Raw genomic sequence first — 7,502 nt, 5'->3', positions numbered from 1 at the left:
CTTTTTCTTTCAATTGATGAATTTGATAATAAGTCATTCTTCTTTTTCACTCCACTTTCCTCGCTTTCCTGTAACTACTTTTTCAGTTTACAGGAGAGCTATTTTTCTGAGTAAAAATCATCAAACTTATTTGTTGAAATCTCATTAATCTATTTTAACGTTTACAGATGTTCCATAATTCACCTCTAAAAACGATTATTTCCTCTCATTATACCTGAAAAGCGTTCGTAAAAGTGTATGCAATTTCGCGGACGTTCGTAAAGTCATTTGATACGTTTACGAACGCTCTTTTCGGTCATTTTTGGCCCTTTTCAAAGCGTTCGTAAACGTGTACTTTTACGAACGCTTTAATGCAGTGGGAATGTAACATAATATGGAAAATTTTCAATTATTCAATTAATTTGTTAAGGTAGTAGGAGAGGGGAGATATCGTGAATCGTTTTGATATGAGTTTCAAAAATAAAAGGGTAAGAATGTATTTTGCTACAGTGATCCCGCTAATTATAGTAGCGATAATAATGTATATATTTTTGCCATACGAACTGCAACTGGTACCGACATCATTATTAATCGTAGGAATTGCTGCATATTTTATTCGGGTTTTAGTGGATAAGAAGAAGCAAAGAAACGGGTAAGCATATTAATCGATGTTAGGGAATGAGGTTAAAAGGCCGCATTAAGCAAAGGAGTGGTACTATTTTATGAAGAAGATTTATATTCCAGTTTTCATTCTGCTCACAGGTATAGGCGTAATTTTATTCCTCTACTTAAATACTTCTTCCGTTGAAAATGATATTTTAAGTGAAATAGACCTTAATACTGTAGAAAAAATTGCTATTGTTGAATCGAATACACCTGCTGGAATGCTCGATGAATTAGAGGATTCGGAGAAGCAAACAATCATTGATGAGTTAAAAAGGATGGAAGTTCAAAGGGTCAATTTATTTTCAGCCAATCGTCCAACGGATGCACAATATGTAATTTTCCTTGAAACTAATTCAAAAGAAGTTTATCACGTACATTTATATAATAGCGAAAACAGCGTCAGCTTTACTTCTCCAAACAACGACGTGAATTCTTCAAGAAGTTATAGGTACAGTAATAGTAATCTTCATGAAACAGTTGCTAGCTTTTTTTAATTTGATCAGTCTATGGCATACAAAAACCCTGTTACAAAATCAAACAATGGATTGAATATTCATGCGTAAGTACAACCAGCTTTTAAGATTACTTCTAAAATAAATTGCAAAGAAAATTTATGATTGATTAAAGAAATCTCATTTAGTAATGAATTTAGATATCATCAATCAGTAGAAACTGCCTTAAGCAAAAAATGAAAGCAGAAAGTAGAAAGTAGAAAGCAGCCACAACAAGTTGAGGGAGATGTATTCCATGAAGAGATTTGCTGTATTTCCTGCCTTATTTTTAATAATGATATTAGCTGCTTGCAGTGAGTCTAAAGATGTTGAAAACGCAGAAAGCGGTGAGTTTTTTCTAGACAGTATCTATATGGATTCGGTTGAAGCTAATTCCACTTATTCCATGATTCATGAAATTGAGTGGACAGGGGAAGAGGCTGTTACCATTAATTCTTTCGATTTAGTGAAAGAGAATCATGAACCAGTTACGTTTGATGAAGATGGAATGGCGTATGAAGTTTATGGGGCTGATCCTCTAAAGCAAGTTGGCGTTTATTCAGAGGATCATAACATAGGGGCTGTCGAAGATATCAGTGGGTATGAGATTGACGATACAGGAAGAATTGTATTGGTTCTTAGACTTGGTGAGGTAGCAGAAGATCCGCATCGCGCTGCAAGAATTAACTACACAGTAAACGGTGAAGAACAAGAGGTAATTTACGATTGGGACGGGTATAAACAATTTAGTACAGAAGAGAGTTGAAATGCCAATCAAAGGCTTTTAGTTAAGCCGTCTTGCTATTCAATTAGTTTACATATGACGGCTTATCGGAAGCTACGTGTATAAAAAAGGGAGTGAAGAGGCTGTTCAAAGCAGATTTTCACTCTCTTTATTTCTGTTTAAGTGTATTTTTACAAACGCTTTTTTAAAAAGAGAATTTGTATTAAATAATCATTGTAAATCGATATACATTGTTATACGATGTATATAATAGTTAAATGAGAGGGTGAGTTGATGGATAAGGAAATTATGAAGGGGAGCATTGATATTTTGCTTCTTTCCCTAATGAACAAACGGGACATGTATGGCTATGAAATGGTCAAGGAATTAAAAGAGAACAGTGAAGAACTTTATAGTATGAGCGAAGGCACGTTGTATCCAGCACTAAAAAGAATGGAATCCAAAAAATTTCTCGAATCATATTGGGAAGAATCAGCAACGGGAGCAAGACGAAAATATTATCGAATCACAAAAGATGGGAAAAAAGAGTTGAACCGAAAATTGAACGAATGGAAAAAAGTCAGTGAGTTAATTAACGTGTCTACGGAGGGGAAACTATGGGACAAGACATCAAAACCTATCTTGAACGAATCGTAAGCGGATTGAATTGCAGCAACAAAGAAAAGCAAAACATTACGGAAGAACTTTCTGGCCATTTAACCCTGTTGGTTCGCGAGTATGAAGAAAAAGGATTTACTTCAGATCAGGCAGTTGCTCTGGCTTTAAAAGATTTCGGTGATGTCGAAACCATCAGATCAGGATTAGAAGATACAGTACAACCGAACAACAAAATCCTTACAAGTATCAGTTGGGTTTTATTTGGTTTGTATTCGGCCATCGGACTTTGGTTTTTGCTGTTTGAAAGAATACTCTATCGGCTCGTAAATTGGGGTTCATTTAACCGGTATTTTTGGTATCCCGAAGGAACTTCCAGCTTTTTCAGTGCAGAAGTCTGGAAATTAAATACGAATATCATTCCTTTCCAGAATACATACAATTATCTAATGGGCAGTCAGCATTTTAACTTAGATATTATTTTATACAATACAATCGGTAATATTCTAATTTTTGTCCCTTTAGGCATTTTTCTTTCGTTCACATTCAGTCGTTTCAGAACCTTCCCTAAAGTAATGATGATTGGGTTTACAATTACTGTGTCCATCGAGCTTTTGCAGTTCTTTCTGCAACTTGGCCAATTTGACATCGATGACATACTTTTGAATACGATTGGCGCTCTTCTTGGCTATTTCGTTTATATGAGTATCAGTAAAGTATGGAGTATCCTTCTGAGAGCGAAAAAGAAGGAAGCAATCAATTAAAAGAAATTTAAATTATAAAACTCAGGTTTACATATTGTGAGATTATCGGAAGTTAAACAAATCTAACAAACCCCTGCATTCTTTCAAACAAAGAGTGTGGGGGTTTTTAAATTTTTACGCAAAATAACGCTTAAAACAAGTGCAAGATAGCATCTGAAGTGACATGTAACCGCCGAAAACAGTGCCGTACATCGGGAATTTATCTCCACTGCCGTTCATCCATCGGTCGAAATTAAAGGCGACCGCGTCCGCGTTAAAATCTGTTCCATGAAACTTCACGCCCTCACGAAGCGTAAACGTATAGGTCAGACCGTCTTCCGACTCTTGTCATTCGGTCGCAAGCATCGGTTCTGTCGCCGTTCCGCCTTCTTCAAACGTCGTCAATGTTTCGAGAATGCTTTGCGCGACGTTTTCAGATTCACCATCCGTCACTTCTGAAGGATCTAGGGATACGGTATCGCCACCGCGGGCGAAAATGAGTGTATCTTGAGCGCCAGATTCTTCACTGGAGCAAGCCAGTAGGAGAAAAGGGGACATGGAGAAAAGCATCAGCATTTTTGTCATGGATCGTTTAGTCATTGGATTACTCCTTGGGGGTATTTTGTTTAGTGATGTGTTGATTCTAAAATATGTACATATAACGCTATGTTACAGATGCAAACAGGTTCGAAAACAAGTGGATGTCATTTGCTCAAAACGTCATGGCTTCCTTTTTGTAAAGTGCAGAAGAATTTAGTGTGATGAAGCGCCATATGCAATAGTATAATGGAAGCCAGAATACTTATTTGATTATTATAAAAATTCGGTGATTTTATACTACGCTTGTGATTTCCAACATTTATACATGTCAGAAAAAATGAGAAACAGGGGGAGTAAAAAATGATGCCACAAGAAAATATTACGGCCATTAAAAGATTGGGTGTACAGTCTGGTGAAGTTGAAATCATATGTCTACCTCAGGATCCCATGGTTATTATTGGATTTTTGGATTTGGATACAGGTGTTGATTTTACTTTAGAAAACATTGAACTTGGCGAAATGTGCTTTATCAAAGAATCCAGAATGATAGGCGATGTGAATTTGGAGCGTATCAAAACAAGTGAAGAAGCCGATAAGGCAACTAGGCTGCTTACCGAGGAAGTCGAAAAAATGAAGCCCGAACTTATTACTAAAGCGAAAGCCTATGCTGAAGAGATAAGAGAAAGAGCAGGCATTCCTGTAGAGGTTATCGAGGATATCCAAGGAGAACCGGGCGTAATGACTGAGCACGACCAGAATATGTGGCGTGCGGGTGAAGTGTTGAGAGGAATCGATGATGATTACTGATGTTCTTTGTCGACACTGATATATCTTGCTTGAACCTTTTGAGTGCATGCAAAGACAGCCCCTTTCATTTTAGGAAAGGGGCTGTCAGTTTGAATCTAAAGAATCGCTTCCGCAATGATTTTATCGAGCTTGCGGATATCCACTTTCTTGTTCAAGTTCAGTTTGAATTTGCCGGCTTTTGTCCAAAGTTCGATTTCGCTGTTCATATCGAAAGTGCCGCCGTTTTCCGTCGAATACATATTGATCGACTTGAACGGGATGGTGTAGACCTCGACTTTTTTGCCGGTCATTCCTTGTTTATCGGAAATGATGATGCGTTTGTTCGTCACTACTGCTGTGTCTCGAACGGTTTTGTATGCAACTTTGGCAACTTCTCCGTCTACCAGCAAGTCTTTGACCGATTCCGGCACATCAATTTCCTGGACGAATGTCCACCCCATCATTGCATTTAATTCTGCCATAAAAAATTCCCCCTTGTCATTTGTGCTTTTAGTATGCCATATACTGGGAAGCTGAGAAAGGGAATTGATAAAGTGTTGAAGAATGTGTTAGCGAGCGAAGGGATTCCATATGAACAACTAGGAGAGAATCAATCAGCTATCAGTATGAAATCCGAATGAACTGGAGGGTGCTCTATGAAACCACCAACTCGTAAAGACATAATGAAGCGATTAGATTTTTTCGTCGGCACATGGATAGTGGAAGTAACCCACCCGCACATTACCCCCCAATTGTAGGGTGCATCATTTTTGAGTGGATAGATGATGCTTATATCATTCAGCGCACACAAATCTAGCAGCCCGAATTCCCAAGCAGCCCGATAACCTACGATTGGGATCCGGACAAGAATCATTACCAGTCGTAAGATTTCCTATATATTCCAGTGTTCAAAAAAACAGCCGCTCTCTGTGATGGAATCCATCAGAGCGGCTGTTTTAAATTGACGATTGTGCGGTTATCAGTTGGTCTTTCAAATGGAATTTTGTTGAATTCACTTCATGCTGTATTTGTCAGACGTTTCACAAACGGCTTTCAGATTGTTCAAGGTTTGTTCCATGGAGTTATCCATCAGTTTTTTGATGATGAGCGTATTGGCTACTTTCCCAACCAGTTTTCCGGGCAGTTCATAGTTCATGTCGAGAGTTATTTCCATGCCCTTGCCTTCTGGAGCGTATGTCCAGAACTGCTTGGAATTGATTGCTCCTTTGACGGTGCCGTTCCATGAATAGCTGTCTCCATCTTTGGATGTTTCGACCACTTCGACAGCAACTGGCAAATGCATTCCCAGCATGGTGTATTTCAGGTCCATGGTAGTTCCGGTTTCCCCTTTGCCGACTAAATTTTCAGGCTCTGAAAGACCGACATACCATTGGAACCAGTGAGTAGGGTCGATTGCGTAATGATAAACCTCGTCAACCGGCCGGTCAATGTAGATACTCTTTTTGATATTCCACATACCATGTTCCTCCTCATTGGGTGAACGAATAGATTTTCATCCGGGTACGGGATTGTGATGTTCGGTTAGCTTTTAGCTCGTGTTTCAGTTGCCATGTGGGAACTTTGACTGCCTTTCTCTCCAACTGATGAAAATGTGCAATCCAATCGCCAATTCTGCAAACATTCTTTTAAAGACGTATCCTGACAAATAACAGCAAACAGAAGACCTTCTTGCTTTGGTTTTGTCCACTTTCTCAGTTTTTGCGGCTGAGAAATCGAATGATATCACGATCTTCAATATGTTCTTTACTAAAATGAAAATTCTTTTCCGTAATATAGCACCTCCAGTATACAGCTATTTCAACTAAATAGCAAGATATTTTTGGAAAAATCAGTTTATTTAGTAATGAAGAATTCTTGTTGGGAATCGTCGCATGAAGGACTTTAGAAAAGTTGTAGCGAATATGCTGTGAAAAGACTTCCTCAACATTGTACCTTTCCATAACTGTCTAAGAAAAAGAACGAGGGGATGGATATGAAGATCTTAATTCTTGGAGGCACCCGTTTCTTGGGACATTTTCTGGCAGCAACGGCGCTTTACAAGCGCTCGAGGGGCGGACGTGGGATGCGGTAATTGATACGTGCGGCTTTGTGCCGCGGGCTGTCCGGCAGTCGGCGGGACTTTTCGCAAGGAGTGCCGGGCATTATACCTTCATATCCAGCGCCTCCGTCTATGATGAATTGGAGCAGCCAGGAATCGATGAACAGCATCCAATCAGCAAGCTTTCGCTTGAAGAGGCGGAAGAAATGACAAAAGGAACGGCGGGTCCGGTGAACAATGAATACTACGGCGAGCTGAAGTTTTTATGCGAGCAGGAAGTGGAGAAAGTTTTCCCGCAACAGAGCCTCATCGTCCGGCCGGGGCTGATTGTCGCCTTATGATTTCTTCAGCTATTGGTTGAACCGCATCGCACAAGGCGGTGAAGTGTTGGCGCCTGGGCGCAAAGGTAAACAGGTCCAGTTAATCGATGTTCGCGACTTGGCGGAATGGATCGTCAGCATGGTCGAAGAAAACGTCACCGGAACATTCAATGCGGCAGGCCCGGAAACGGCGTTGACGATGGAAGACTTGCTGCAGGAATGCCAGTCAACTTTAGAAACGGACGCCGAATTGGTATGGGCAAACGAATCGTTTCTGTTGGCGAAAGGCGTCGGGTTTTGGTCGGAACTGCCGCTATGGATACCGGACCGCGAAAAGATGGAAGGTTTCCTCGCGCTCGACATTCAAAAAGCACTGGGAGCGGGATTCTCGTTCCGGCCGTTAGCGGAAACGATTCGCGATAGGCATGTATGGGAATTAGCACATGCGTATCTTGAAAGGAAGGAGGGCCTTGATGCCGAAAAAGAAAAAGCGGTACTGAAAATGTGGAAAGAACGAGTCGAATGAAAATGCTCAAATTGCTGCAAAATCAAAATGTCCTATATAAGTTGAACTAATAA

Annotated in this window: 11 protein-coding genes and 1 pseudogene; 8 read left to right on the top strand and 4 right to left on the bottom strand. The window is 39.9% G+C overall.

The window, feature by feature from the left end:
* Positions 1-431: 431 nt before the first annotated feature.
* The 5 genes from J7E21_RS13705 (at position 432) to J7E21_RS13685 (ending at position 3,239) form a co-directional block, all read left to right on the top strand.
* Positions 432-635, top strand: coding sequence for a hypothetical protein (locus J7E21_RS13705; protein ID WP_215108705.1), 204 nt, complete (start codon positions 432-434; stop codon positions 633-635).
* A gap of 66 nt (positions 636-701) precedes the next feature.
* On the top strand, positions 702-1,139 hold the full coding sequence (locus J7E21_RS13700) for a hypothetical protein (protein ID WP_215108703.1): 438 nt from the start codon (positions 702-704) through the stop codon (positions 1,137-1,139).
* A 253-nt stretch (positions 1,140-1,392) separates the two neighbouring features.
* On the top strand, positions 1,393-1,902 hold the full coding sequence (locus J7E21_RS13695) for a hypothetical protein (protein WP_215108701.1): 510 nt from the start codon (positions 1,393-1,395) through the stop codon (positions 1,900-1,902).
* Between the two features lie 252 nt (positions 1,903-2,154).
* Entirely contained in the window at positions 2,155-2,517 is a 363-nt protein-coding gene (locus tag J7E21_RS13690) for a PadR family transcriptional regulator (protein ID WP_215108699.1), read from the top strand.
* Complete coding sequence (locus J7E21_RS13685) at positions 2,478-3,239, top strand: VanZ family protein (protein ID WP_215108697.1); 762 nt, start codon at positions 2,478-2,480, stop codon at positions 3,237-3,239. The genes J7E21_RS13690 and J7E21_RS13685 overlap by 40 nt, the downstream gene beginning before the upstream one ends.
* 114 nt (positions 3,240-3,353) lie before the next feature.
* Here the strand turns inward: J7E21_RS13685 and J7E21_RS16680 are convergent.
* Together J7E21_RS16680 and J7E21_RS16675 are read right to left on the bottom strand one after the other, a co-directional pair.
* A pseudogene (locus tag J7E21_RS16680) lies at positions 3,354-3,551 on the bottom strand (ABC transporter substrate-binding protein); the annotation flags it as partial.
* Positions 3,552-3,566: 15 nt separating this feature from the next.
* On the bottom strand, positions 3,567-3,818 hold the full coding sequence (locus tag J7E21_RS16675; protein ID WP_251048009.1) for a periplasmic substrate-binding domain-containing protein: 252 nt from the start codon (positions 3,816-3,818) through the stop codon (positions 3,567-3,569).
* Between the two features lie 300 nt (positions 3,819-4,118).
* Between J7E21_RS16675 and J7E21_RS13675 the strand changes: the two genes are divergently transcribed.
* Positions 4,119-4,565 (top strand): hypothetical protein, encoded by a 447-nt coding sequence (locus J7E21_RS13675; RefSeq protein ID WP_215108695.1) that lies wholly within the window; start codon positions 4,119-4,121, stop codon positions 4,563-4,565.
* Positions 4,566-4,660: 95 nt separating this feature from the next.
* Here J7E21_RS13675 and J7E21_RS13670 read toward each other — a convergent pair whose 3' ends face one another.
* Both J7E21_RS13670 and J7E21_RS13665 read right to left on the bottom strand, forming a co-directional pair.
* The gene (locus J7E21_RS13670) at positions 4,661-5,026 is read right to left on the bottom strand and encodes a PH domain-containing protein (RefSeq protein WP_215108693.1); all 366 of its coding nucleotides are present in this window, start codon (positions 5,024-5,026) and stop codon (positions 4,661-4,663) included.
* A gap of 530 nt (positions 5,027-5,556) precedes the next feature.
* Positions 5,557-6,021: an SRPBCC family protein gene (locus J7E21_RS13665; RefSeq protein ID WP_215108690.1), complete on the bottom strand. Its 465-nt coding sequence runs from the start codon at positions 6,019-6,021 to the stop codon at positions 5,557-5,559.
* Between the two features lie 632 nt (positions 6,022-6,653).
* Here J7E21_RS13665 and J7E21_RS13660 point away from each other — a divergent pair.
* Both J7E21_RS13660 and J7E21_RS13655 read left to right on the top strand, forming a co-directional pair.
* Complete coding sequence (locus J7E21_RS13660; protein ID WP_215108688.1) at positions 6,654-6,944, top strand: SDR family oxidoreductase; 291 nt, start codon at positions 6,654-6,656, stop codon at positions 6,942-6,944.
* A complete protein-coding gene (locus tag J7E21_RS13655) occupies positions 6,931-7,449 on the top strand; it encodes a Rossmann-fold NAD(P)-binding domain-containing protein (RefSeq protein ID WP_215108686.1) in 519 nt (172 codons plus the stop codon). Before J7E21_RS13660 ends, J7E21_RS13655 begins: the two co-directional genes overlap by 14 nt.
* Positions 7,450-7,502 lie beyond the last annotated feature (53 nt).

The organism is Planococcus sp. ISL-109, assembly GCF_018613655.1.
GTDB lineage: Bacteria > Bacillota > Bacilli > Bacillales_A > Planococcaceae > Planococcus.
This window is presented reverse-complemented; position numbering and strand designations above follow the sequence as displayed.

Coding starts and splice junctions, on each gene's coding strand:
- J7E21_RS13700 (WP_215108703.1), top strand. CDS start 702: ATGAAGAAGATTTATATTCCAGTTTTCATTCTGCTCACAGGTATAGGC.
- J7E21_RS16675 (WP_251048009.1), bottom strand. CDS start 3,818: ATGACTAAACGATCCATGACAAAAATGCTGATGCTTTTCTCCATGTCC.
- J7E21_RS13665 (WP_215108690.1), bottom strand. CDS start 6,021: ATGTGGAATATCAAAAAGAGTATCTACATTGACCGGCCGGTTGACGAG.
- J7E21_RS13685 (WP_215108697.1), top strand. CDS start 2,478: ATGGGACAAGACATCAAAACCTATCTTGAACGAATCGTAAGCGGATTG.
- J7E21_RS13695 (WP_215108701.1), top strand. CDS start 1,393: ATGAAGAGATTTGCTGTATTTCCTGCCTTATTTTTAATAATGATATTA.
- J7E21_RS13690 (WP_215108699.1), top strand. CDS start 2,155: ATGGATAAGGAAATTATGAAGGGGAGCATTGATATTTTGCTTCTTTCC.
- J7E21_RS13675 (WP_215108695.1), top strand. CDS start 4,119: ATGATGCCACAAGAAAATATTACGGCCATTAAAAGATTGGGTGTACAG.
- J7E21_RS13670 (WP_215108693.1), bottom strand. CDS start 5,026: ATGGCAGAATTAAATGCAATGATGGGGTGGACATTCGTCCAGGAAATT.